Origin of the sequence: Collimonas pratensis (genome assembly GCF_001584185.1) — a bacterium.
Taxonomy (GTDB): Bacteria; Pseudomonadota; Gammaproteobacteria; order Burkholderiales; family Burkholderiaceae_D; genus Collimonas; species Collimonas pratensis.
Genome location: NZ_CP013234.1, coordinates 5,402,629 through 5,424,796 on the forward strand (window position 1 = coordinate 5,402,629; position 22,168 = coordinate 5,424,796).

Here is a 22,168-nt window from a genome sequence, read left to right on the forward strand (position 1 = left end):
CCCACCCTACCAATATTAAAGGCATGTCATGAGCGCTATCCTGAAAACCCTGTCGTCTTTTCTTGCGATTGCCCTGATCAGCGGGTGCGCCAGCAAGGTCGACGCCCCGACCCAGTACGATCTCGGCCCGCTGCCGGCCGCCGCCGCATCCGCCGCGCCGGCCCTGGCCGCCGTCAGCGTGGCCGACGTCAATTCCCCTGCCTGGCTGGACAACAGCATGATCTTCTTCCGCCTGGCCTATGCCAATGAACAGCAGCCGCGCCCCTACGCCAGCAGCCGCTGGACCATGCCGCCGGCGCAGTTGTTCCAGCAGCGCCTGAAAGCGCGCCTGGCGCAGAACGGCAGCGCGGTGCTGGCGATGTCGGATGCGGCCCTCAACGTGCCGCTGTTGCGCATCGACATGGACGACTTCACGCAAACCTTCGATACGCCCTCGCACAGCGTAGCGACCTTGCAGGTGCGCGCTTCGCTGTTCAACGGCCGCCTGCTGCTGGCGCAAAAGAGCTTCAGCGGCCGCGCCGATGCGCCTAGCGCCGATGCCGCCGGCGCGGCGCGCGCTTTCGTCGGCGCCAACGATGCCGTGATCGGCGACATGATGGCTTGGCTGGCGACGGTGGCGCCGAAAAAATAATGTCGCAGAATCCCGTACCAGAAACCGCAGCGCCGCGCTCTTTGGCGGCATCGTCGTTTGCCCGCGTCAGCCTGCTGATCTACCTGCTGCTGATCATCTATGCCAGCTGGTATCCGTTCGCCGGCTGGCGCGATCTCGGCTTGACCCCGTTCGCCTACCTGAGCGCGCCATTTCCACACTACTGGACCGTATTCGATGTCTGGACCAATGTCGCCGGCTATCTGCCGCTAGGCATGCTGATGGTCTTGTCCCTGCCGCGCTGGCGCCGCTGGTCGCCTTACTGGGCGGTGCTGCTCGCCACCATCGCCGGGGTGCTGGTCTCCAGCAGCATGGAAGCGGTGCAGACCTTCCTGCCGACCCGGGTCGCCTCCAACCTGGACCTGATCACCAACAGCGTCGGCGCCCTGCTGGGGGCGATGCTGGGCGTCGTCCTGCGGCCGCGCTTCGGGCCGGACAGCCGCCTGTTGCAGCTGCGCGAACGCTGGTTCAACCGCGAAGCCAGCCAAGGCATGGTAGTGGTGGCCTTGTGGCCGCTGGCGCAAATCTATCCGCTCAGCCATCTGTTCGGCTTCGGCCAGGTCACTTCGATGCTGTCCTCCTGGCTGTCCGACCTGACGGAGCAGCCGGTCGACTTGCAAGGCTGGATCACCAACGATTTCCAGTTCAGCGCCGACCAGTACTGGCTGACCGAAACCATCATCACCGCCTGCGGCCTGACCGGCGCCGCCCTGACCTTCCTGATCCTGCTGCGCCAGCAGGCGCCCAAGCTGCCGCTCAGCCTGCTGCTGGTGTTCCTGACGCTGATGAGCAAGACGCTGGCGACAGCGTTGCTGTTTGCCCCAGATAACGCCCTGGTCTGGCTCACCCCCGGCTCCTTCGGCGGTTTGCTGATCGGCGGCCTCATGCTGAGCGGCCTGGCCTATGCACCGCAACTTGCGCAACGGCGGCTGGCAGCGCTGACCCTGATCATCGCGCTGCTGCTGGTGAACGTCATGCCGGACAACCCGTATTACGTCGAAACAGTGCAGACCTGGACCCAGGGAAAATTCCTCAACTTTAACGGCGTCGCCCAGTTCCTCGCCATGCTGTGGCCGTTCTGCACACTGTGGTTCCTGTTCCACCCGATGCACAGGCGGCGCGCCGGCAAGCAGCAGCGCGATTCCAGGTAGTGGCCGGCAGGCAGGAAACAAAACCCGGGCAGGTGTATGATTCCTGCCTGTATTCATGCTTGCAGCACGCCACCCATCATTCCGACACCATGAGCGACAAACCATTCTACGAACATCACGTCTTCTTCTGCCTCAACCAGCGCGCCCCCGGCGAGCGGGTCTGCTGCGCCAACAGCGGCGCCCAGGCGGCACAGGAACACGCCAAGAAACGCATCAAGCAACTCGGCCTGGCCGGCGATGGCAAGGTGCGTATCAACAAGGCCGGCTGCCTTGAGCGCTGCGAAGAAGGCCCGGCGCTGGTGATCTATCCGCAAGGCACCTGGTATACCTATGTCGACAATGAAGACATCGACGAAATCATTGATGTCCACATTGTCGGCGGCAAGATTGTCGAACGGCTCAAAATTTAAGCAGTGTGTAGGGTGGGCAGGCTTTTGTGCCCACGCTGTAGCGCCATCCGCGTGGACACAAAAGCCTGTCCACCCTACCTCTAAGCAAGAAGTCCAAATCAACTACTCACGATGGCAAAACAGTCTCATCGAATCACCTCCAATTCCATCCAATGAACGCTCAAACTCTCCCCTTCTTCATCGTCGGCGCCTCCGGCCAGCTTGAATGTGCACTCGACCTGCCTGACGCAGAAACCTTTCCGGCGCCGCGCGGCCTGGCGCTGGTAGCACACCCGCATCCGCTGTTCGGCGGCACCATGGACAACAAGGTAGTGCATACGCTGGCGCGCGGCTTCCTGGCGCTGGGCTATGTCACGGTACGCATGAATTTCCGCGGCGTCGGCCAATCCGAAGGAGTGCACGACGAAGGCCGCGGCGAGACCGACGACATGGCGCTGCTGCTGGCCCACATGCGCCAGCAGTATCCGGAACTGCCGCTGGCGCTCGGCGGCTTTTCTTTCGGCACCTTCGTGCAGTCGCAACTGCAGCAGCGGCTGATCGATGCCGGCACGCCGGCCGAGCGGCTGGTGCTGGTCGGCACCGCGGCCGGCAAGTGGCCTTTGCCGACGGTGCCGGCCAACAGCATCCTGATCCACGGCGAGCTGGACGAGACCATTCCACTGACCGCCGTTTTCGAATGGGCGCGCCCGCAAGACATCCCGGTGATCGTGATTCCCGGCGCCGATCATTTTTTTCACCGGCGCCTGCAACATATCAAGAATCTCATGGTCGAAATGTGGCATCGCTAAAAGACCGCGCTTGACGGCGATTCCGGCACCGATTCCGTGCCCTGGAATTGTTGTTAAGCCGATCAGAATGGCGGTAGCGCTATAATCCTGTCAGCAGGTTTGTTTGCGGCCGTTTGCTCACCGCCTCCGCTTACGCATTTTTCAAACCGTTTTTTCAACCCATTCACGCCAATAAAGTTGCTCTTTATCACCATCGATGCAGGTTTGCTGGCCCTGATTTCATTACTCGATACTCCATGAAAAAAATATTCGCGGCGCTTGCTGCAACTGTCCTCTCCGTATCCGTCGCCTTTGCCCAGACCCTGCCGTCGCCGACCGTGGCAGCCAAATCATGGCTGCTGCTGGACACCACCAGCAATCAGGTGATCGCTTCGCAAGATCCTGACATGCGCATCGAACCGGCTTCGCTGGCCAAGATCATGACCGCCTATGTGGTCTTCGACGCCCTCAAGGACAAGAAGATCAGCCTTGACCAGATGGTGACCGTGTCGGTACGCGCCTGGAAGGTCGATCCAAGCAGCTCGAAAATGTTTATCGATCCAGCGACCCCGGTATCGATCAATGACCTGCTGTACGGCTTGATGGTGGTATCGGGTAACGACGCCGCGGTAGCATTGGCCGAAGCGGTGGCCGGCACGGAAGACTCGTTCGTCGCGCTGATGAACCATGAAGCCGAGCGCATGGGCATGAAAAACACCCATTTCGGTAATCCGCACGGCCTGCCTAGCGCCGACACCTACTCCACCGCACGTGATCTCTCCACGCTGGCGGCGCACGTGATCACTGACTTCCCCGAGTTCTACAAGATCGACTCGACCAAGAAGTACACCTACAACAAGATCACCCAGCCTAACCGCAACCGCCTGCTGTGGAGCGATCCGACCGTGGACGGCATGAAGACCGGCCACACCAGCAGCGCCGGCTACTCCATCATCGCCAGCGCCAAGCGTCCGAACGCCGGCGGCGATCGTCGCCTGCTCGCGGTCGTGATCGGCACCAACTCCGACGGCACCCGCACCCAGGAAGCGCAAAAGCTGCTGAACTGGGGTTACCAGAACTTTGACGCCGTCAAGCTGTACGCCAAGGACACGGCCATCGACACTCCGCAAGTCTGGAAAGGCGCCAAGAACCTGGTCAAGATCGGCTTCACGCACGACGTCTACGTCACCGTACCAAAGGGCATCGCTGACAAGATCAAGCCAGTGCTGGAACGCACCGACCCGCTGATCGCACCGATCCAGCAGAACGCCAAGGTTGGCACGGTCAAGGTCAACGCCGACGGCAAGACGATTGCCGAATTCCCGGTCGTGGCGCTGGAAAGCGTCGGCCAGGCCACCATCTTCGGCCGCGCCTGGGATTCGATCCGCTTGATGTTCAAGTAAGACGCTAGTCCTGGCCCTGAAGTGTCTGCACAAAAAAATGACAGCCTCGGTTGTCATTTTTTTTGCTGCCATTCAAACGCGCCCCGCTTCAGCGCTTGTGTCGATGGTTCCAGGCCTCCAGGAAAGCCAGCGTCACGCTGGCTTCGTTGGTCTCCGCCAGGCCGCTGCCGAAGAAAGCACCGACATCCTTGAAGTCGTTGCCGCCGGCCAAGTCCGACAGGCTGCGGAAGGCAATGAAAGGCACGCGGTTGGCGTACGCTACCTGGGCGAAAGCGGCGGTTTCCATATCCACCACTTGCGCCTGCAGGTTTTCATAGAGATAAGCACGGTAGCCCGGATTGGCCAGGAACGCGCTGCCCGAGACGCCGCGGCCGCCGACCCGCAGCTCAGGCTGGACGCTGACGCACAATGCCGGGTTCTTGGGACCGCACTTGGCCAGCGCCGGTTTCAGGGTGCGCGCCAGCGCCAGCATCTCGGCATCGACCTGGAAGTCAAAACGGAACTCGCCTTGCGGCGCATTGCCGGCATTCATCACGAAATTCTCGCGCATGAAGAGACCGCTGCTGACCGGCCCCTGCGGCGTAGCGATCTTGAAATCCGGACGCGGCTTGCCGTTTTCCGTCGCCAGCCTGACGCCCAGGCAGCCGACATCGCCGGCCGTGCCGCACGGCGCCGGCAGACTGCCGTCGCCATTCCAGTAGACTTCCATCGGCATCACCCAGCTTTCCGGCACGATCACGTCGCCGACATGGTTATCCGGATTGACGCCGCCGGCGATGCCACTCATCAGCAAGCGCTCGACATGGAAATGATCCATCATCAGCTGCGTCACCATGGTGGCGTTCACCACACTGACGCCGCTCAGCACGATCACCACCGGATTGCCGCGCAGTTCGCCGGTAGTGAAGCGGTTGCCGTTGATTTTCCAGTCGCGCTTTTTCTGCGTCTGTTCCAGCAGGATATCGGCCTCGGCGCCAAAGGCAGAGACGATGCCGATGCGCGGCTTGCAGTCGCTCAGGCAATGCTTGTCGGCTGCTGGCGCGGCGGCCGCAGCGCTGCTCAGTGCCGCGCCAAGCAACAAAGCGGATGCGCTGCGGCGCAGGGTTTTAAATAGGGGCTTGGAGACAGGCAAGGGCTTTCCTTTCGCTTAGGGAATGGCTGCAGGCGTCAGGTCATCAAGACCGCTGCAGCGGACAGGATAACTCAGAGAGCATTTTGCAGAACAGGCTATTGAGGGATTTCCGGGCCGAAGGGTACAACCCGGCGGCGCCACAACAGCAAGCCGACCGCGTAGGCGACGTAGTAGCCGGCCAGGATACCGAAGATCAGCAAAGTCAGCGGGCTGCCGGAAAATTCAGCCGGTGAAAAGGTATTCGGCGCCGTGCCCGATGCTGAGTAAAGCAGCACACCGCGATACACCAGGCGGCCGATGAACAGCGCCGACAGCGCGATCCCCAGATGCAGGCTTGGAGTGTAAAACAGCCCCTCCGGCGTCTGCTCAAACCGGGTCAGCCGGATGCCATACCAGCCCAGGGCCGCGCCAGCCGCCGTCCCGCCCAGCAGCGCCGCCGCATGCATGGGATGCACGGCAGAGCCAAGCAACAGCATCGCGATCAGGACGCTGAAAAACACGATGCGGATCCAGGTACGCCGATCCGACATTTTCTGCCGTCCGACCATGCGCCGGACGCGCGAATACAGCCGCCAGACCACCAGCGCGGCAATGCCTAGATAAACCACCAGGGAAGGATGAGCAGGAATCGCCATGCGCTTAACTCCAAAGGCCGAAGAATCAGTTGGTCGAATAAATCCGCGGATCAATTCAGCGGATGAGCTGAGATCAATTCAATGTCGGGAAGGTTTTCAGCGACTTCCCGCACAGAAGAATACGCCAATAATGCATGCACCACCTGTGGCAAGGGTTCCGCCCAGATTTCCGGCAAATCCCTTTCCTGTTCCGCCAGCACCGGAAACGCCAGCCGTTCCAGCGGCGGCGTGAACTGCGCATCCACACCCGGCTTGTTGCCGCGCGCATCGATGCGATACCAGCCATGGTTCTTCAGGTAGACCGCGTTCAATCCGTGCAGGTAAAACGGCGGTCCTTCCATACCCACCGACAGGCGCTGGTAGCACAAGCCGGTTGGAATGCCATTGCAGCGCAACAGCGCCGCCAGCAAATGGCTCTTGGCATAGCAATAACCCGTTCCATGAATCAGCACATCGGATGCGCGGCAAGTGACAGGATCGCGCTTGAAATCCCAGCTGTGCTGGATGGCGTCGCGGACGAACTCGAAGCAGGCTTTGACCACCTCCTCTTCGCTGGCGCAGCCGGCCGCCAGCACTGCTGCCTGGGCGGCTACCTGTGGGTGGTCGCCGTCGATGTGGGTGCTGACGGCAAGATACGGATTTTGATTCGAGGCAGGAGAAAGCAAGGGAATTCTTTCTATATGAACGATTACGCTTCCATGATCCTGGCGGTGCCAGAAACGCGAATGGAGCTCCCGGCAATGGGTGATATCTCTGCGCGCAGACGGGAACGGCATCCCATGTCCTCTCCCTGGACAATGTCGATCGCGCCGCCATGTGGCCATCCAAAGTCACGCAAATAACCGGCCAGCGCAGCTGCCGCCGCACCGGTCGCAGGATCTTCGTAGACGCCACCGGATGCAAACGGGTTGCGGGCATGGAATAGCTGAGGGGTTTCCGCAAACACCAAGGCAAGGGTTGCCAGGCCGGCATCGTTCATCAGGCGCCTGCCTTGATCAAGTTCATAACGCATGGCGCGCAGCTTATCTCTACCATTCAAGGCCAGCACCACATGCTTCGCGCCACCATGTGCAAGAGCAGGGGGAATTTCCGGGTTCAAGTCATCCTGGGTATAACCGAACAGTGCCAGCGTTTTCTGCAACAACGATGGATCGATGGTTTCGCTGTATGTTGGCGGCGATTGCAATGCCGCTGCGACCAGCTCGCCTTGGCGCCGGCCTGCAACGGTAATGCGTGCATTGTTCAAGGCAAGATGAAACAAGCCGTCGCCGTGGGCCAAAGCGAGCGCGGCGCCCAGGGCAATCGTCGCATGGCCGCAAAACGGCACTTCCGATTCAGGTGAAAAATAACGCACGCGCCAGCCGTCACCGTCCGGTGCGGCAAACACCGTTTCCGAGAATCCGACTTCGGCGGCAATGGTTTGCATCGCCGCAGCCTCCGGCAAGACTTGATCTATCCAGACGCCGGCGGGATTACCGCCATGAACACCGTCCGAGAATGCCGCAAGTTTGAGAATCTTCGTTGTCATGTTCGCCCGATTTCACAAAAATCTTATCGTACATCAAGCCGCGGAAAAAAAATCGCTTATACCGTTGCCTGCTCCGCAGCTTCAAAATTCATCTGCGCCTGCTCGCGCACCTGGGCGCGCCGCAATTCCCACAGTTCGCGCAGCTTGTCCGAGCGCAGTTCGCGCTCGTCCGACTCGGAGACGAAGCCGACTTCGCCGTTGCCGTCGGCGACGGTGCGGCTGAAACTCCATTCGCGTGAGAATTCCGGTTTGATGGCGCCGGCGTGCTTGGTCGGCATGGCGCAGATCAGCTGCATGCCGAGATTGTCGCGCAGGAATTTCAAGACGTCGCGTGCGCGCCCTTCATCCATCTTGGCAAACGATTCGTCGTTGACCAGCAGGTGCAGGCTGTTGCCTTTCTCGAAGCGCTTGAGGCGGTTGGTTACGACAGCGGCGTGGATGATGTAGGCAGGCGTTTCCAGCTGGCCGCCGGAGCCGGTACCCCACTCGGACAAGCGCACGTGCGAACCGGTATCGGATTCCTTGTAGATTTCATAGCGGCGGTAGTTGCGGTAGTCTGCAACCCGCTGCAATTCCTTGACCGCCTTGTCTTCATCGTCCGACAGCAGCAATTGCACCAGGCGGTCGCGCACCAGGCAATTCTCGGCGCTCAAGGCAGGATCGGCGAACAGGCTGCTGCTGGCTTCCTGAGTGTCGGCCATTTCCGAGGTGGCGCAGAAGAAATCGTAGTAAGCCTTGAATTCGGGAATCCATTCCGACCAGTCGATGCGGAATTTGTCGGTGCCGAACTTGAGTTTATCGAGTTCGGTATTCAGCGTTTTCAAGGTCCGCACACCGGTATCGACCGCATTCCGGATCTCGTAGCAGAACTGCTTTGTGAAGACATCGTTGAACGAGGATTCGGCCGTGCGCAGCTGTTCCAGGTTCTTGATCAGGCCGATGTCTTTATGCCGCGTCAGCTGGGCGCGGGTGCGTTCCTGCAGGGTCACCATCATGGCGTACAGCGGCGTGAAGTCGCCGTCGCGCAGATCTTCGCCCTGAACGATTTCAAAGCGCTCGTCGATGCGGGCATGGGCGTGGTATTCGCCCAGCGCGTTGCGGGCGTCGCCGTACAGCTGCCAGCTAAGCGCGGTCTGCTTGCCGACATTGTTCGCTGCCTGCGTCTGCGAATAGCTGCCGTCGCTGACCCAGCCAGCCACTTCATCGCTGACGGCGGTAAAGGACAGGCTGCCGTTGACGACGCACAGCTGGCGCAGGCGCTCGCTGTCGGCGTCGACCCTTGCCTGCTTACCGCCCAGGCCGAAATTCAGGCGCGTCATCGCCGCCTGGTGGCCCTGGATGGCTTTTTCGTGGCCGCCGATATTCTTGCTGCAGGCCGTCTTGCGCGCTTCCAGCGCAGCGATTTCGAGACCGAGCGCCTGCGCTTCGTCTTCCAGCTTGCTGACCTGGGTCAGGTCGAGCCGGCTCAGGTCCTGGCGCGCTGCATCCAGCTGTCGCACCAGGTTTTCCAGCTCATCGATGGCAGCGAACGAAGGGCATTGCAACTGACCCATCAGCGCCAGCGCGCCCTGCAGTTCGCGCAGCTGGACGCGGATCTGCGTCAATTCCTGCTCGGCCTGCGCATGTTCCTGCTCCGCGCGCTGCTTGGCGAGACGCTTGGCTTCCTGGCCGAACACCAGCATGTCGGTGTCGGTCGTGAACATGGTGCGCGAGCCGCTGCCCTTGCCGTCCTTGGTCAGACCGCGCGAGGTGTGGCGCAGCGCTTCGGTATCGGCCACCTTGACCACCTGGCCGAACTGGTCGTGCAGATAGGCATGGGCGATCGGGTGCTCGGTGCTGAGTTCGTGGATGATCGAATCGCTCGGCGTTCTTTCGATTTTCAGGTTCTTCAGGCAGAAGCTGCCCTGGATCACATTGGCGCGCAGCTTTTTCTGGCGCACGAAGTCGATCGCCTTGCCTTCCCAGGCTTGGTCTACCACCAGATTGAAACGGGCGCCGCCGAGATAGCCTTCAATCGCCGCCTGCCATTCGGCTGAAGCCGGTTCGACCAGGTCGCACAGCACTTGGGCGCGGGCGGCGCCGAGTTCGGAGCGGAATTCCTTCAGCGCATGGCGGATATGCGCAGGATAATCGGCGCCGCCTTCGGCCAGGTTGGCTTTGCGCGAAGCTGCGTCCTTTTCGCGGCGCAAGGCTTCGTGCTCGCCGGCGCGCAGTTGCGCGATCTGCGTGTGCAAGGCAGAGACAAAGCTTTTTTCGGTGCCGGCCAGCGCACTGTGCAATTTCACCAGCGCGGCGTCGACGCCTTCAAAATCGTTGACCAGCATCAGGGATTTCAGCACGTCGACCTGCTCGGCCTTGGCCAGTTCGCCGATGCTGCGCAGATGGCTGGCAATCTCCAGCGTGCCGGCGGCGGCCAGCGCCAGCACCACCTGGCGGGCGGCATCGGCAATTTCCTTTTGCTCCGGCGGGATCTGCATGCCGGCGACGTTGCGTGCAGAGCTATCCAGCTGCTGCGCCGTCTGCGCGTTATGCAGCAGCGAGTTGAAGACCGCCTTGATCTTGCCGTCGCATTGTTCGATCTGGTTCTGGATCCGGGTCTTTTGCTCGGCGGCGGGAATTCCCATCATCTGCGCATGGATCTGCGTCAGGCTGCGGTTCTTGGCGTTGCGGTCCTGTTCCAGCTTGTCGGCGCTCTCGGTTTCGTCGTCGATAAGCGCCTGCAAACCCTCAATCGCAGACGTTGCTGCTTCCAGCTGGCGCTGGTCTTCGCGTAAGGCCAGCGACGACACCAGCAGCTGCGACTGGCTGGCGGCCTGGTGCGCACGCGCGGTATCGCCGACAGCCTTGCCCAGCAGCTCCAGGCGCTTGACGTTGTCGCTCAGCCGTTCGCCCTCTTTGCGCAACTCGTTCACCTGGCGCATCAGTTTGCTGATCTGACCGATGCGCTGCCCCAGCTGGGTGGTGTCGAGCTCCAGGATCTGGTGCTTGACCAGGTCGTCGACACTGCCGATAGGCTTGTGCGCGATCGACTGGCTCCAGGCGCGCGCCGCGCTTTCGGCTTCGGCAAAGGAGACGGTTTTCTGGCCGCGAAAACGGCCGTACAGCTGGCACAGATACTCGCGCTTGCTGTCGCGGAAATTGGTGACGCCGTGGTATTTTCCTGACAGATGGCGTTCGATTTTTTCCACCGCCACCACCGCCATGCCGCCATCGATTTCGGTTGAGGTCAGATCGCCCAGCTGCAGGGCGACGCCATCGATGATCAGCAGCGCCAGCCGTTCCGAGACCGCCTGGCGCCGCTCGCCGGCGCCGTCGACGCGCGCCGAGGCGGCCACCAGCGCGGTGAACTCGCGCCCCTCCTCGCCCTCGCTTGGCTTGAACACCGCGGCGACATAGCCGTGCGCGCCGTTGGGGCGAGCGAACAGATTATCCTCGGCGCCGACCACGTAGGACCACAGACTGCGCTTGGTCTTGCCGTTGCGCGCGCCCTGGGTGGTCTCGTCTTGCCCCGGGTTATAGCTAAAGATATTCTGGTAGACCGCCGTCATCACGGTTTGCAGGGCGTCCAGCATGGTCGATTTACCGGAACCGGTGGGACCGGTCAGCAAGGTCATGTTGCCCATCGGGTATTCCTGCGAGCGCAGCGCGCCCCAGTTCACCAGGATCAGTTTGTCCAGCTTCATTCGATGTTTCCTTCAATGCTTTCTTCTTTCAGCAGCGCTTGCGGGCTGGCCACATCTTCATCGGCGCTTTCAGCGGCCGGCAGCGGATCGGTTTCCAGTGCCGCTTCCAGCATGTCGTCGCTGATGATGCCGAGGATAGTCGGGCGGATCGCCAGCAGCGCATCCTCGTCGTCCATGGAGAAGTTGGCGGCCAGCCGGATCAGACGATGACGCTTGAGGTCGTTGAGCAAACGCTGGCGTTCGATATTGGTGGGCGGCAGCGCTCGCTTCAATTGCGTCTGCAGGGTCGCCGACAGTTCTTCAAAGCGGGTCAGCACCTCGCCGGAATCGGTGAGGCGGTTGCCGCCTTCCGACAAGCCTTGCTGATACTGGAAGCGCAGTGCCAGGGCGGCGGCGACGAAATCCGGTGACAGCCTGGCGCGCAGGCCCGGCACCGGCTCCAGTCCGTCTTCCGGCATGCCAGGTACTTCGGCGCCGGGCGCATACAGGCGGAAGAATTCGCCTTTCAGATTGTGCTCAAGACGGAAACCGGCCAGCTGGAAATAGTCGTGCAGACAGGCTTCGATACGGCGCGCATCGTCGTACAGACGCTGTTCGACGCCGTCTTCTTCGCGCATCACGATGCCGGCGGCAAACAGCCGGCTGACGATCTCGCGGAAACGTTCCAGCGCCAGGTTGTGCAGCGCCAGCTGCTCGTGCAATGCTTCAATCAGGGTCATGTTTCATCTCGATCTGGTAATCGTCGCCGGCATAAAACTCGTTCCAGAGCTTGCTCGGCAATTTCTGCACGGTCAGCCGTTCATCGCGCGCACCGCGCACGGCTTCCACTATCTGCATGTTGTTGAGGACGTCGGTGGTGGTCGCCACCGGCAAGTTCGACAAACGGATCGGGCGGTCGCGCAGGCGCAGCTCGGCGCGGATGCGGTGCACGATGTCGTCGTTGGAGAGAGCGAAGGCATCGGCTTCGGCGCGGTACATCGCAGCCGCCAGACGGGCATCGCGCGTGACCTTGGGCTGCGCGGTCACGGTCAGCGCCTTGCGCCGCTGCGAAGCGCTGCGCAGTTTGAAGGACGCCGGGTCCAGCAAGCGGATTTCCGCCGGCGCGATTGCCGCGCCCAGCCGTTCCAGAAAAGCATCCTGAGCATTGCCAGCGCCGCTCAGCTTGGCGGTCTTGCTGATCGCCACGCTATAGGCTTGGCGCGTGTGGCCGCCGCGCAGCATCAGGGCTTGCTGCACAATGCTGGCGGCGCGCTGCATGTAGACGCTCATCGCCTTGATCAGCTCCGGATGCTTGGTGGTGCAGGCAGCCTCCACCATTTCTTCGATGCGATCCAGCATCCAGTCCAGCGTCGACGGTCCCTGCCGCTCCTGGCTGGCCCAGCGCGCGATATCGTTGAGCTGGTCTTCCAGCGCCTGCGCCTTGTCGTGCTCCAGGCTGTGCAGGCGCGCGATGAGATCGCGGATGGCCTGGCGGTGGCGCTCGATGCTGTCGGCGGTGAGCTGCTTCTTGAATTCTTTCTCGAAACGGTCGAGGAATTCCATGAAGCCGTCCCATGGCGTCTGCGATGCTTCCAGCATCAGGCGCCGCACCAGCTCCTGGAAATAATCGACGCCCTCGGATAAATCGCTGATGACTTTCTCGGCATAGTCATAAGCGTCGATCAGATCGTAAGCGTCGACATTGCGCAGTGCGGCGTTGAGCGCATTGCGGCAGCTGCGCACATTGCGCTGGCGGGTGCGGGCGCTGCGCCGCTCGATCGCCCAGAAAGCTTCGGCAAACAGCTTGCCGGCGCGGCTGAAACGATAGGCGGTGACCAGGCCGGCGCGGTCGCCGAAGGTTTCCAGCCAGCCGTCGCGCAGCAAGGTACGCAGCAGCGCGCTGCTGCTCTGCTGGTCGTCGGCGCCGGCCGGGATCAGATCATCATCGGCCAGCTCGACGCCGGCCTCGTCCTGCTGCGGCAGCAGTTGGCGTGCTTCCTGCAAAGCTTGCTGCACCACCGGCAGCAGCAAGTCGCGCAAGCCGTCGCGCGTCAGGTTCTGACCGTAATCGGCGCTCGGCCCGTGCAGCCGTTCATAGAGCGCACGGACGCAGGCCACCACCACGCCGCGGTGCTTGCCGGCCAGGGGCCTGAAGAAATTTAATCGGTCTGGTTCAAAAAACAATCGGATTGCCTGCAAAAGTTGCAAAAAAACGAATATATCGCGATATTGGTGCTGACCGCTTTAAACAACCCGGCCGCCAATTTGCGTAACTCGTCATTGTAAGGGCTCCGGTCTGCCAGCAGGTAGCTTAGACAGTAGACAGGAGGCGAGGCTATCCGTAACATCCATTTCCACAATGCAATAGACATTGCCAGAATAGCCATCAGGAGACACCCATGCCAATGAGCCGCCGCCACAAAAATGCCATTCAGCCCAAGCCGGGCCACGCCTGTCCTCAATCTCTTGCCATAGGGACCGGCACTCTGGCGCCAGCCTTGGCGCAAGTCCAATGATACCCAAGCAAAACCTGCCCGCCGCCCCCGCCAACGTCATCGACGATGCCGGCCAGCCGCGCATGGGCCGCTATGCCGGCCGCACCGGCGCCATCGACTGGTCGACCCTGGCCGCGCCCTTTGCCCGCAACAGCCTGTGGCGGCGTTTCCACCACAAACGCTGGCAATACGTGGCGCTGTCGACGCCACGGCTGCTGTGCGGCATTGCGATTGTCGACGTCGGCTGGACCAATACCGCCTTCGCCTACGTCTTCGACCGCCAGCAAGGCAAGCAGATCGCCGGCTTTTCGCAGGACGGCATACCCGGCCTGAGCGCCCAGGTCAGCGACCGGCCTGACGGCGCCAGCAGCTTCAGCTGCTTCGGCCACCGCATCAGCTACCAGCCGCCAGTCGACGCTCAAAGCGGCAAGTATCGGCTCAGCCTGCATAGCGCGCAATTCAGCATCGAAGCCGAGTTCGACGACATCCGCGCCGCGCCGCTGCTGCTGGCGGTCGGCCCGATCGTCAACGGCTCGGTGCATGCAACCCAGAAATCGCCCGGCATGCCGCTCAGCGGCGAAGTGCTGGTGGGCGGACAGCGTTTCGATCTGCAGGACGGTGTCGCCAGCTTCGACTATTCCAACGGCTTGCTGGCGCGCGATACCGAATGGCGCTGGGCCTCGGCCCATGGCCTGGACATCGGCTTCAACCTGCAGGCAGGCTATTTCGGCAAGCAGGAAAACGTGCTGTGGCTGGACGGCCAGTTGCATGCACTTGGCCACGTGCGCTTCGAATACGATCCGGCGACGCCGCTGGCGCCTTGGCATATCTATACCGACGACGGCTTGCTCGACCTGCAATTCATGCCGGACGGCGCGCGCCGCGAAAACAAGAACCTGCTGATCGCCGCCACCCGCTATATCCAGCCGATCGGCAGCTTCAGCGGCTGGGTCAAGCCGGAGCGCAATGCGCCGCCGCGCGCGGTGGAGCACCTGGTGGGCGTGACCGAGGAGCACTTCTCGCGCTGGTAATATTTCCGCCAGCCAACTTAAATCCCGGACGATTTGCAAATTTCCAACACCTGCGGCATTTCCGCTGCGCAGCCCATATGTTTGGTATACCATTGCCGGCCAATTTTGTGTACGAGGTACGGCGATGTCAAATGCTTGTGGTGTGGATTTCGGCACGTCTAATTCCACGGTCGGCTGGAGCCGGCCCGGACACAAGGCCTTGCTGCCGCTGGAAGACGGCAAGGTCACCCTGCCTTCGGTGGTTTTCTTCAATGCGGAAGACGACGCCTTCAGCTTCGGCCGCGCCGCGCTAGGCGCCTACCTGACCGGTTACGAAGGGCGCCTGATGCGCTCTCTCAAGAGCCTGCTCGGCTCCAGCCTGATCGATGCCCAGACCGAAGTCGGCGGCCGCGCGCTGCCGTTCCGCGCCCTGCTGACCCATTTCATCGCTGAACTCAAGCAGCGCGCCGAAAGCGCAGCCGGCAAGGAATTCCAGAGCGTGGTGCTGGGCCGGCCGGTATTTTTTGTCGACGACAATCCGACCGCGGACCAGCGCGCCCAAGACACGCTGGCGGAAATCGCCCGCTCGGTCGGCTTCCAGCACATCGCTTTCCAGTACGAGCCGATCGCTGCCGCCTTCGACTATGAATCCACCATCGAACGCGAAGAACTGGTGCTGATCGCCGACATCGGCGGCGGCACCTCGGACTTTTCACTGGTCCGCCTGTCGCCGCAGCGCGCCGCCAACAGCGAACGGCGCGACGATATCCTGGCCACCGGCGGCGTCCATATCGGCGGCACCGATTTCGATAAATACCTGAGCCTGTCAAGCGTGATGCCGATGCTGGGACTGGGCAGTCGCCTGCAAAACAATAGCGAAGTGCCGTCCAGCTATTACTTCAACCTGGCGACCTGGCACACCATCAACCAGATCTACACCCGCAAGGCCTGGCTGCAGCTGAAAGACGTGCACCGCGAAACCGTCGAGCGAGAGAAGTTCGGCCGCCTGCTAGACCTGGTCGAACAGCGCGCCGGCCACTGGCTGGCATTACAGGTGGAACAGGGCAAGATCGGCCTGTCGGATGCCGAAACGGTGCAGATGAGCCTGGACCGCATCGCTCCCGGCCAGGCTCTGAACCTGACGCGCGAACAGTTCAATGCCAGCATCGGCCACCTGGTGGGCAGCGTCGAAGATACCGTCACCAAACTGCTGCGCGATGCCGGCGTGACGCCGGCCCAGGTCGATACCGTGTTTTTCACTGGCGGCTCCAGCGGCGTACAACTGCTGCGCCACAAGATCGCGGCCCTGGTGCCGTCGGCAAAAGCCGTCGAAGGCGACCTGTTCGGCAGCATCGGCGCCGGCCTGGCGCTGGATGCGGTGCGCAAGTTCGGCTAGGCAGCCGCTGCACCCGCCGCTAGCCGGCTCCTTGATCCGGTTGGCGCTGCTCCTCCGGCGCATGGCGTTTTGTCTGGCCTATGCGCTGCGCATGATAAATCCCGCTGTGGCCGGAAAACAGATAGCTAACCACGCAGGCGATCCCCGCCAGCATGCCGATTTCCGGCCCGAATAGTTCCATCGCCATGACGGTCGAGGCAATCGGCGTATTGGCCGCTCCCGCAAACACCGCCACAAACCCCAGCCCAGCCAGCACTGGAATCGGCATGGACAAGATCTGCGCCAGCGCATTGCCCAGCGTGGCGCCGATATAGAACAACGGCGTCACCTCGCCGCCCTTGAAGCCGGACGCCAGTGTCACCACCGTGAACAGGATCTTGCCGCCGAAATCGTGCAGCGGCAACGGCTTCTCGAACGCCTCGACGATGGTTGGAATCCCCAACCCCAGATACTTGTCGGTGGCCGGCAGCATGGCCAGCAACAACACCGCAACACCGCCGGCAAACGGCCGCAAGGGTGCAAACTTGATCAGACGCTTGAACAGGCGCGACAAGCCATGGGTTGCCTGCGCGAACAGCATGCCGACCAGGCCGAACACGATCCCCGCCAGCAGCGTCGCGGAAAAGATGCCGAGGCCGAAATGCGGCACGAAGGGAATCGCATAGTGGGTGTGGTGCACGCCCAGCAACGCCGGAATCTGGTCGCTGATGATGGCGGCGATGAAGCAAGGCAGGATGGCGTCGTAGCGCAAGCGGCCGATGGCCAGCACTTCCAGGCCGAAGATGGCGCCGGCCAGCGGCGTCCCGAACACCGAGGCAAAGCCGGCGCTGATGCCAGCCATCAGCAGGATGCGCCGTTCCTCCGGTCCGAGGCGGCCGATGCGGGTCAGCACATCGGCCAGGGCGCCGCCCATCTGCACCGCGGTGCCCTCGCGGCCGGCGGAGCCACCGAACAGGTGGGTGATCACCGTGCCCAGGAAAATCAGCGGCGCCATGCGTTTCGGCACGATGCGCTTGGGGTCGTGGATTTCATCGATCAGCAGGTTGTTGCCGCCCTCGACCGACTTGCCGGGGAAGTGATAGATCAGGCCCACCGCAAAGCCGGCCAGCGGCAGCAGCCACAGCAGCCAGCGATGGGCGTTGCGGGTATCGGTAGCCCATTCCAGCGACAGCAGCAGCAGCGCCGAAGCCAGGCCGGCCAGTGCGCCCACCAGGGAAGCCAGGATCAGCCAGCGCGCGAGATACAGCAGCATCAGGAACTGCTCGGGATAGTTGTTTTTTTTCATCGTCAGGGACAAAAGATTTGAAGAACTCAAACCCGAACGGCAAGGCGAGGTAAACCGAAAACGCGCGCCTACAAATCCCGTTCAGGACTTTGTAGGCATCATCAGCTGCTTGCGCAGCGGTTCGAGGAGGCATGCCATCTCCCATTACTGCAGCGCCATTGTGCCGGAGCACGCGTGGCGGCGCAACCTGGATTCAGTCTGGATCGAAAGTCCTCAGCCTGGCCAGCGCATCCAGCCACCAGGTCAGCGCCGGGCCGGCCTGGCGATCCGGCCGGTAGACGCATTGCATCGGCAACGCGGCGCCCTCGGGCGGATGCTCCGCCGTGACGATCGTCACCAGCCGGCCGCTGGCAAGATCGTCGGCGACCACATGCCGCGGCATATAGCCCCAGCCCATGCCGGCGCGCAGCAAGGCATGCTTGGTGCCGAGATCGCTCATGCGCCAGGCCAGCGAGGAATGCACCGAGAAATCCTGGTTGGCGGTCAGCGCGCTGCGGTCGCTCAGCACCAGCTGTACCTGGCGTTCCAGCACACGACCGGGAATGCGGCCCTGGATCTGCGCCAACGCATGGGCCGGCGCCACCACCCCAACCAGCAGCACGCTCGGCAGGCTGACATGCAGCAGATGCGGCGGCACGATCGGCAAGGTGCCGAGCACGCCCAGCATCGCCTCGCCATCGATCACGCGCTCGGCAACGGCGCCCAGCGCCTCGATCTCCAGGCGCACCGTGACGCCAGGAAAGGCAAGCCGGAAATCCGCCAGCAAGGCCACCAGCGCCGTAGTCGGGAAAAAGACGTCGAACGCCAAGGTGATCTCCAGCTCCTGTCCTTGCGCATAGGCCGCTGCGCGCGCCTGCATGGCGTCGACCTGGCCCAGCACCTGGCGCGCATCGCGCAACAGTTCTATACCGGCGGCGGTTAGCTGCGGCCGGTAACTGCTGCGGTCGAACAAGGGCACGCTAAGCTGGTTTTCCAGCGTGCCGATGGCATAACTGACCGCCGACTGCGCCCGTCCCAGGGCGCGCGCCGCCGCCAGGAAGCTGCCGCTGTCGGCGACCTGGGCGAATACCCGCAATTGATCCAGCGACAGCCTCTCGATATTCATGGCGTTCCAACACTATCTAATAATCAGATATTGATTATCGCAAGATAAACAATATCTTGCTGAACTCAAGAGGATTAATATGAGCTCGTTCGCTGCAATCAGTAGCCGATATCCGGTGGCGACAGCCAACGCTTACTTACTTCGGGTTTTACCTACAACGCAGTTTTACATCTACTTATAGATTGGACACATCATGCAAACTTCGCCAACCCTGTACCGCATCGGCCGCGTCCTGCTGGGCTCGCTGTTTTTCATCTCCGGCATCCTGAAGATCACCGCCTTTTCCGGCGTGGTCGGCTACATGACCAGCCTCGGCGTACCGCTGGCGACCTTCGCCGTCGCTGCCACCATCGTGGTCGAATTCGGCGGCGGCCTGGCCATCATGAGCGGCTGGAACGTGCGGCCGATCGCCATCGTCGTGGCGCTATTCACGGTAGCGGCCACCCTGACCGCACACCGTTTCTGGGAAGCCGATCCGGCCAATGTGCAAAACCAGCTGAACAACTTCCTGAAAAACATCTCGATCATCGGCGCGCTGCTGATGCTGGCCGCCACGGATGACGGCAAGTCAAAATAGTAAGTCGTCAATCAATCATCAAGGAACGGAGCAAGCCATGAAATTCAATCGCCAACTCGAACGCCTGGTCACCGGCATCGATACCCAGGATGGCGCAGGCGTCAGCCTGGTGCGGGTCCTGACCAATGATCTGCAGCGCCGGCTTGATCCGTTCCTGATGCTGGACAATTTTCACTCGGACAAGCCGGAAGACTACCTGGCCGGCTTTCCCGACCACCCGCACCGCGGCTTTGAAACCGTCACCTACATGCTGGCCGGCCGTATGCGCCATCGCGACAACGCCGGCAACGAAGGTTTGCTGCAGCCCGGCGGCGTACAGTGGATGACCGCCGGCAGCGGACTGGTGCATTCGGAACTGCCGGAACAGGAAGACGGCCTGATGAGCGGCTTCCAGCTATGGCTCAACCTGGCTTCGGGCGACAAGATGATCACGCCCAGCTATCGCGACCTCCAGGCTGAGCAGATTCCGCAGGTATCGCCGCAGCCTGGCGTCAAGATCAAGGTGATTGCCGGCGAGGCGTTCGGCACCGTCGGCGCCGTGCAACGGCCGCATACCGAGCCGCTGTATCTGGACGTACAGCTGGAAGCGGGCCAGCAGCTGGATCTGCCTATCCCGGCCGGCCACAACGCCTTTCTGTACGTGTTCGAAGGCGCTCTGCGCATCGGCGCTGACAGCCGCAACGCGCCTGCCGGCCGCATGGCGATCCTGAGCAACACCGCCGATGCTGCCGGCGTCAGCCTGCAGGCAGAAGGCAACAGCCGTTTCCTGCTGATCGCCGGGCGGCCGCTGAATGAGCCGATTGCGCAGTGGGGGCCGTTCGTGATGAACACCCGCGAACAAGTGGAACAAGCAATCCAGGATTTCCGCGACGGCAAAATGTAGACGGTGATGCGGGCAAGCCGGCAGTTTGCCCGCAGGTCTGGCGCGCTGCCGGCCGAGCATCTACTACTTTACTTCCATCGACAGCGCCAGCGTCTCCTTGATTTCCTCCATCACCACATAGCTCTTCGACTGCGCCGCCCCCGGCAGCTGCAGCAGCATGTCGCCCAGCAGCTTGCGGTATTCTGCCATTTCCCGGATCCGGGCCTTGATCAGGTAATCGAAATCGCCGGACACCAGGTGGCATTCCAGCACTTCCGGAATGCGCAGCACTTCGCGGCGGAATTGCTCGAAGGCGTTGGCCGATTTCTGATTCAGCGTAATCTCGACAAACACCAGCAGCTTGGCGCCGACCGCGGCCGGATTGATGCGCGCGTAATAGCCGTCGATGACGCCGTCGCGCTCCATGCGCTTGACCCGTTCGATGCAGGGCGTGATCGACAGCCCGACCTGCTCGCCCAGGTCCTTCATCGACATGCGGCCGTCCTGCTGCAGCAAGCGCAGGATGTGGCGGTCCAGCTTGTCCAGGGCGCGGCTGGATTCCTTGTAGATTCTCATGACAGGTCCGGAGTGTAATTTTCGGTCTAGCTTGAATTTTTAGTGTTATTTCCTGAATTTGTCGATTTATACAGTAACAAATGCTAGGAAATTGCTAATAGCATAGCGCTTATTACTGCAAATCAAAAACAATTCATTACTACGCATTCCGTATCCCCGACGTGCCGGATTTCCAGCGCGCAGTATGATAAGGACAGGCGTTAGGGAGATTCAAGATGCGTGTACTTATCCTCGGCAGCGGCGTGGTGGGCGTCACCAGTGCTTATTACCTGGCGCGCGCCGGCCATGAAGTGACGGTGATCGACCGCCTGCCGGGTCCGGCGCAGGAAACCAGTTTCGCCAACGCCGGCCAGATCTCGCCCGGCTACGCCTCGCCTTGGGCAGCGCCCGGTATCCCGTTGAAAGCCTTGAAGTGGATGCTGCAAGAACATGCGCCGCTCTCCATCACGCCCGACGGCACCCTGTTTCAGCTGCGCTGGATGTGGCAGATGCTGCGCAACTGCAGTTCGGCCCGCTACGCTGTCAACAAAGAACGCATGGTGCGCCTGGCGGAATACAGCCGCGACTGTTTCAAGGTCTTGCGCGCCGATACCGGCATCGCCTACGAAGGCCGCCAGCTCGGCACCATGCAGGTGTTCCGCAGCCAGCAACAGCTGGACGATGCCGCCAAGGATATCGAAGTCTTGAAGGAAACCGGGGTACCGTTCGAGCTGCTGACGCCGGACCAGCTGGCGCAGGCCGAACCGGCGCTGGAAGCGGTCAAGCACAAACTCAGCGGCGCCCTGCGCCTGCCCAACGATGAAACCGGCGATTGCCAGATGTTCACCACCAAGCTGGCGAAGATGGCCGAAGAGCTGGGCGTGCGTTTCCGCTACAACGTGCAGATCGATGCCCTGACCTTGTCCAACGGCGAAATCGCCGGCGTCCAGTGCGGCTCCGAGCACCTGCAGGCCGACAGCTATGTGGTGGCCCTGGGCGCCTATTCCACTGGCTTCCTCGGTTCGCTGGTGGACATTCCGGTGTATCCGCTGAAAGGCTATTCGATCACCGTGCCGATTGTCGATGCTGAAGCGGCGCCGGTCTCCACCATCCTCGACGAAACCTACAAGATCGCCATCACCCGTTTCGACGACCGCATCCGAGTCGGCGGCATGGCCGAAATCGTCGGTTTCAACAAAACGCTCAAGCCGAAACGCCGCGCCACGCTGGAGATGGTGGTTAACGACCTGTTCCCGGGCGCCGGCAACACCGCCGCAGCCAGTTTCTGGACCGGCTTGCGGCCGATGACGCCGGACGGCACGCCGATCGTCGGCGCCACCCATATCCGCAACCTGTTCCTCAATACCGGCCACGGCACGCTGGGCTGGACCATGTCTTGCGGCTCGGCGCAGCTGCTGTCGGACCTCATCTCCGGCAAGCGCCCGGCGATTGCTTCGGATGATCTGGCAGTCAGTCGCTACAGCAAGAATTTCGAGCAAGCGACGCATCCTGCCTATGCCTGAAACGCCGTAGTCGGGCGTGCAGT

General features: G+C 61.9%; 20 protein-coding genes and 1 riboswitch. Of the genes, 10 read left to right on the forward strand and 10 right to left on the reverse strand.

The window, feature by feature from the left end:
• The first annotated feature begins 28 nt into the window (after nt 1-28).
• The 5 genes from CPter91_RS24085 (at nt 29) to CPter91_RS24105 (ending at nt 4,380) form a co-directional block, all read left to right on the forward strand.
• Nucleotides 29-631: an ABC-type transport auxiliary lipoprotein family protein gene (locus CPter91_RS24085; protein WP_061945184.1), complete on the forward strand. Its 603-nt coding sequence runs from the start codon at nt 29-31 to the stop codon at nt 629-631.
• Nucleotides 631-1,800, forward strand: a complete 1,170-nt coding sequence (locus CPter91_RS24090) for a VanZ family protein (RefSeq protein WP_061945186.1) — start codon at nt 631-633, stop codon at nt 1,798-1,800. Before CPter91_RS24085 ends, CPter91_RS24090 begins: the two co-directional genes overlap by 1 nt.
• A gap of 89 nt (nt 1,801-1,889) precedes the next feature.
• A complete protein-coding gene (locus CPter91_RS24095) occupies nt 1,890-2,210 on the forward strand; it encodes a (2Fe-2S) ferredoxin domain-containing protein (RefSeq protein ID WP_038493988.1) in 321 nt (106 codons plus the stop codon).
• A gap of 152 nt (nt 2,211-2,362) precedes the next feature.
• Nucleotides 2,363-2,998, forward strand: coding sequence for an alpha/beta hydrolase (locus CPter91_RS24100; protein WP_061945188.1), 636 nt, complete (start codon nt 2,363-2,365; stop codon nt 2,996-2,998).
• A 236-nt stretch (nt 2,999-3,234) separates the two neighbouring features.
• Nucleotides 3,235-4,380, forward strand: coding sequence for a D-alanyl-D-alanine carboxypeptidase family protein (locus tag CPter91_RS24105; protein ID WP_061945190.1), 1,146 nt, complete (start codon nt 3,235-3,237; stop codon nt 4,378-4,380).
• Nucleotides 4,381-4,468: 88 nt separating this feature from the next.
• On the opposite strand, the gene CPter91_RS24110 is transcribed toward CPter91_RS24105, so the two are convergent.
• From CPter91_RS24110 to CPter91_RS24140, 7 genes are all read right to left on the reverse strand, one after another.
• Nucleotides 4,469-5,512, reverse strand: coding sequence for a 5'-methylthioadenosine/S-adenosylhomocysteine nucleosidase family protein (locus CPter91_RS24110; RefSeq protein ID WP_236905901.1), 1,044 nt, complete (start codon nt 5,510-5,512; stop codon nt 4,469-4,471).
• A gap of 95 nt (nt 5,513-5,607) precedes the next feature.
• Nucleotides 5,608-6,147 carry a CcdC protein domain-containing protein gene (locus CPter91_RS24115; protein ID WP_061945192.1) on the reverse strand — a complete coding sequence of 180 codons (540 nt, stop codon included), beginning with the start codon at nt 6,145-6,147 and terminating at the stop codon, nt 5,608-5,610.
• A 50-nt stretch (nt 6,148-6,197) separates the two neighbouring features.
• Nucleotides 6,198-6,812: a transglutaminase-like domain-containing protein gene (locus CPter91_RS24120; RefSeq protein WP_061945195.1), complete on the reverse strand. Its 615-nt coding sequence runs from the start codon at nt 6,810-6,812 to the stop codon at nt 6,198-6,200.
• Nucleotides 6,813-6,835: 23 nt separating this feature from the next.
• Nucleotides 6,836-7,675 (reverse strand): PhzF family phenazine biosynthesis protein, encoded by an 840-nt coding sequence (locus CPter91_RS24125; RefSeq protein WP_061945197.1) that lies wholly within the window; start codon nt 7,673-7,675, stop codon nt 6,836-6,838.
• A 56-nt stretch (nt 7,676-7,731) separates the two neighbouring features.
• Nucleotides 7,732-11,358 carry an ATP-binding protein gene (locus CPter91_RS24130; protein WP_061945199.1) on the reverse strand — a complete coding sequence of 1,209 codons (3,627 nt, stop codon included), beginning with the start codon at nt 11,356-11,358 and terminating at the stop codon, nt 7,732-7,734.
• The gene (locus tag CPter91_RS24135) at nt 11,355-12,077 is read right to left on the reverse strand and encodes a DUF4194 domain-containing protein (protein WP_061945201.1); all 723 of its coding nucleotides are present in this window, start codon (nt 12,075-12,077) and stop codon (nt 11,355-11,357) included. Before CPter91_RS24135 ends, CPter91_RS24130 begins: the two co-directional genes overlap by 4 nt.
• Nucleotides 12,064-13,521, reverse strand: coding sequence for a Wadjet anti-phage system protein JetA family protein (locus CPter91_RS24140; protein WP_061945203.1), 1,458 nt, complete (start codon nt 13,519-13,521; stop codon nt 12,064-12,066). The genes CPter91_RS24135 and CPter91_RS24140 overlap by 14 nt, the downstream gene beginning before the upstream one ends.
• Nucleotides 13,522-13,849: 328 nt before the next feature.
• Here CPter91_RS24140 and CPter91_RS24145 point away from each other — a divergent pair, with 328 nt between their 5' ends.
• Nucleotides 13,850-14,863: a DUF2804 domain-containing protein gene (locus tag CPter91_RS24145; RefSeq protein ID WP_061945205.1), complete on the forward strand. Its 1,014-nt coding sequence runs from the start codon at nt 13,850-13,852 to the stop codon at nt 14,861-14,863.
• 124 nt (nt 14,864-14,987) lie between these two features.
• Nucleotides 14,988-16,238: an Hsp70 family protein gene (locus CPter91_RS24150; protein WP_061945207.1), complete on the forward strand. Its 1,251-nt coding sequence runs from the start codon at nt 14,988-14,990 to the stop codon at nt 16,236-16,238.
• A gap of 19 nt (nt 16,239-16,257) precedes the next feature.
• Here CPter91_RS24150 and CPter91_RS24155 read toward each other — a convergent pair whose 3' ends face one another.
• A complete protein-coding gene (locus tag CPter91_RS24155) occupies nt 16,258-17,523 on the reverse strand; it encodes a voltage-gated chloride channel family protein (RefSeq protein WP_061945209.1) in 1,266 nt (421 codons plus the stop codon).
• Nucleotides 17,524-17,608: 85 nt separating this feature from the next.
• A riboswitch (Fluoride riboswitch) is annotated at nt 17,609-17,674 on the reverse strand.
• Nucleotides 17,675-17,716: 42 nt separating this feature from the next.
• Entirely contained in the window at nt 17,717-18,628 is a 912-nt protein-coding gene (locus CPter91_RS24160) for a LysR family transcriptional regulator (RefSeq protein ID WP_061945211.1), read from the reverse strand.
• Between the two features lie 193 nt (nt 18,629-18,821).
• Here CPter91_RS24160 and CPter91_RS24165 point away from each other — a divergent pair, with 193 nt between their 5' ends.
• Nucleotides 18,822-19,205: a DoxX family protein gene (locus CPter91_RS24165; RefSeq protein ID WP_061945213.1), complete on the forward strand. Its 384-nt coding sequence runs from the start codon at nt 18,822-18,824 to the stop codon at nt 19,203-19,205.
• A 37-nt stretch (nt 19,206-19,242) separates the two neighbouring features.
• Nucleotides 19,243-20,088: a pirin family protein gene (locus tag CPter91_RS24170; protein ID WP_061945214.1), complete on the forward strand. Its 846-nt coding sequence runs from the start codon at nt 19,243-19,245 to the stop codon at nt 20,086-20,088.
• A gap of 63 nt (nt 20,089-20,151) precedes the next feature.
• On the opposite strand, the gene CPter91_RS24175 is transcribed toward CPter91_RS24170, so the two are convergent.
• Nucleotides 20,152-20,643: an Lrp/AsnC ligand binding domain-containing protein gene (locus CPter91_RS24175; RefSeq protein ID WP_061537484.1), complete on the reverse strand. Its 492-nt coding sequence runs from the start codon at nt 20,641-20,643 to the stop codon at nt 20,152-20,154.
• A 215-nt stretch (nt 20,644-20,858) separates the two neighbouring features.
• Here CPter91_RS24175 and CPter91_RS24180 point away from each other — a divergent pair, with 215 nt between their 5' ends.
• Nucleotides 20,859-22,145, forward strand: a complete 1,287-nt coding sequence (locus CPter91_RS24180) for a D-amino acid dehydrogenase (RefSeq protein WP_061945217.1) — start codon at nt 20,859-20,861, stop codon at nt 22,143-22,145.
• The last annotated feature ends 23 nt before the right edge of the window (nt 22,146-22,168 follow it).

Bases quoted from the DNA above. Each gene is read 5' to 3' on its own strand.
- CPter91_RS24160 (WP_061945211.1), bottom strand. From the start codon at position 18,628: ATGAATATCGAGAGGCTGTCGCTGGATCAATTGCGGGTATTCGCCCAG.
- CPter91_RS24095 (WP_038493988.1), top strand. From the start codon at position 1,890: ATGAGCGACAAACCATTCTACGAACATCACGTCTTCTTCTGCCTCAAC.
- CPter91_RS24085 (WP_061945184.1), top strand. From the start codon at position 29: ATGAGCGCTATCCTGAAAACCCTGTCGTCTTTTCTTGCGATTGCCCTG.
- CPter91_RS24090 (WP_061945186.1), top strand. From the start codon at position 631: ATGTCGCAGAATCCCGTACCAGAAACCGCAGCGCCGCGCTCTTTGGCG.
- CPter91_RS24155 (WP_061945209.1), bottom strand. From the start codon at position 17,523: ATGAAAAAAAACAACTATCCCGAGCAGTTCCTGATGCTGCTGTATCTC.
- CPter91_RS24150 (WP_061945207.1), top strand. From the start codon at position 14,988: ATGTCAAATGCTTGTGGTGTGGATTTCGGCACGTCTAATTCCACGGTC.
- CPter91_RS24135 (WP_061945201.1), bottom strand. From the start codon at position 12,077: ATGACCCTGATTGAAGCATTGCACGAGCAGCTGGCGCTGCACAACCTG.
- CPter91_RS24115 (WP_061945192.1), bottom strand. From the start codon at position 6,147: ATGGCGATTCCTGCTCATCCTTCCCTGGTGGTTTATCTAGGCATTGCC.
- CPter91_RS24125 (WP_061945197.1), bottom strand. From the start codon at position 7,675: ATGACAACGAAGATTCTCAAACTTGCGGCATTCTCGGACGGTGTTCAT.
- CPter91_RS24180 (WP_061945217.1), top strand. From the start codon at position 20,859: ATGCGTGTACTTATCCTCGGCAGCGGCGTGGTGGGCGTCACCAGTGCT.
- CPter91_RS24165 (WP_061945213.1), top strand. From the start codon at position 18,822: ATGCAAACTTCGCCAACCCTGTACCGCATCGGCCGCGTCCTGCTGGGC.
- CPter91_RS24105 (WP_061945190.1), top strand. From the start codon at position 3,235: ATGAAAAAAATATTCGCGGCGCTTGCTGCAACTGTCCTCTCCGTATCC.
- CPter91_RS24100 (WP_061945188.1), top strand. From the start codon at position 2,363: ATGAACGCTCAAACTCTCCCCTTCTTCATCGTCGGCGCCTCCGGCCAG.
- CPter91_RS24145 (WP_061945205.1), top strand. From the start codon at position 13,850: ATGATACCCAAGCAAAACCTGCCCGCCGCCCCCGCCAACGTCATCGAC.
- CPter91_RS24170 (WP_061945214.1), top strand. From the start codon at position 19,243: ATGAAATTCAATCGCCAACTCGAACGCCTGGTCACCGGCATCGATACC.
- CPter91_RS24175 (WP_061537484.1), bottom strand. From the start codon at position 20,643: ATGAGAATCTACAAGGAATCCAGCCGCGCCCTGGACAAGCTGGACCGC.
- CPter91_RS24130 (WP_061945199.1), bottom strand. From the start codon at position 11,358: ATGAAGCTGGACAAACTGATCCTGGTGAACTGGGGCGCGCTGCGCTCG.